Here is a 1,028-nt window from a genome sequence, read left to right as displayed (position 1 = left end):
GACGCTTTCGCTGGAAGGCGGCGACGCGCAGTTGCTGTCGGCGGTGATTGAAGCGCTGGGGCGTTGCGATGTTCCGACTGGCGTCTGATCTTCGGGTCTACCTTCACCGCGAACCGATTGACTTCCGGGCGGGCATCAACAGCCTGGCGATCGTGGTCGAGCAGTCGATGGGGCTGGATCCGTTCCAGCGCGCGGTGTTCGCGTTCTGCAATCGTCGCCGCGACCGGATCAAGCTGCTGATTTATGATCGGTCAGGATTTTGGATGCTGCTGAAGCGGCTGGAGGCCGACAGATTCCACTGGCCCCGAAGTCAGGAAGCGGTGCTGACGCTGACGATGGAGGAGCTGCACTGGCTGCTTGACGGCATCAACATCGCGGCGATGCGTCGTCATCCGGTGCGGCAATATCAGAGCGTGGGCTGAGCGGGTTCGATGCGGGCGGCGTCATCGGGCTTCGGCATGGCCGTTCTCAGATGACGCCGCCGAAGACATGACGAAGACATGGGAGCCCGGTTGACGCGGCGGCATGACTTCGATTCAAGACTACGATGAGTCGCAAGCCCACGACGCACGAGCTGGAAGCCTTGATCGCGGCGCTGAAGGCCGAAAACGAGAAACTCGCACAACGCGTGCTGCATCTTGAGGAGCAGTTGCGCCTGGAGCGCCTGCACCGGTATGCGCCGAAGAGCGAAAAGCTCAAGGAGCGCATCTTCAACGAAGCCGAGCAGGCCGCCGCTGAAAGCCGGGACGACGACGATGTCGAGGCGGTCGCCGTGCCGGACACGGGATTGCCGGAGGCTCCAAAGCCGGCGCCGAAGACACGCGGCCGCAAACCGCTGCCTGACGATCTGCCGCGCCAACGCGTCGAACATGATCTGGGTGAGGATCAAAAGGACTGTCCGTGCTGCCATAATCGGATGCATCGGATGGGCGAGATCGTCACCGAGCAGTTGCACGTCGAGGTGAAGGCGTCGGTGCTGCAACATGTGCGGTTCAAATATGCCTGCCGTCACTGCGAGCGCACCGCGC

2 protein-coding genes are annotated in these 1,028 nt (G+C 62.5%); both read left to right on the top strand.

Features of this window, described 5'->3' with window-relative positions; genetic code table 11:
• The first annotated feature begins 68 nt into the window (after nt 1–68).
• Entirely contained in the window at nt 69–422 is a 354-nt protein-coding gene (gene tnpB, locus K288_RS0143535) for an IS66 family insertion sequence element accessory protein TnpB (RefSeq protein WP_027584880.1), read from the top strand.
• Between the two features lie 125 nt (nt 423–547).
• Nucleotides 548–1,028 (top strand): IS66 family transposase zinc-finger binding domain-containing protein (locus K288_RS49245; protein ID WP_043162561.1); only part of this gene is annotated, 481 nt, incomplete at its 3' end.

Origin of the sequence: Bradyrhizobium sp. Ai1a-2, assembly GCF_000426245.1 — a bacterium.
GTDB lineage: Bacteria > Pseudomonadota > Alphaproteobacteria > Rhizobiales > Xanthobacteraceae > Bradyrhizobium.
This window is presented reverse-complemented; position numbering and strand designations above follow the sequence as displayed.

Bases quoted from the DNA above. Each gene is read 5' to 3' on its own strand.
- tnpB (WP_027584880.1), top strand. From the start codon at position 69: ATGTTCCGACTGGCGTCTGATCTTCGGGTCTACCTTCACCGCGAACCG.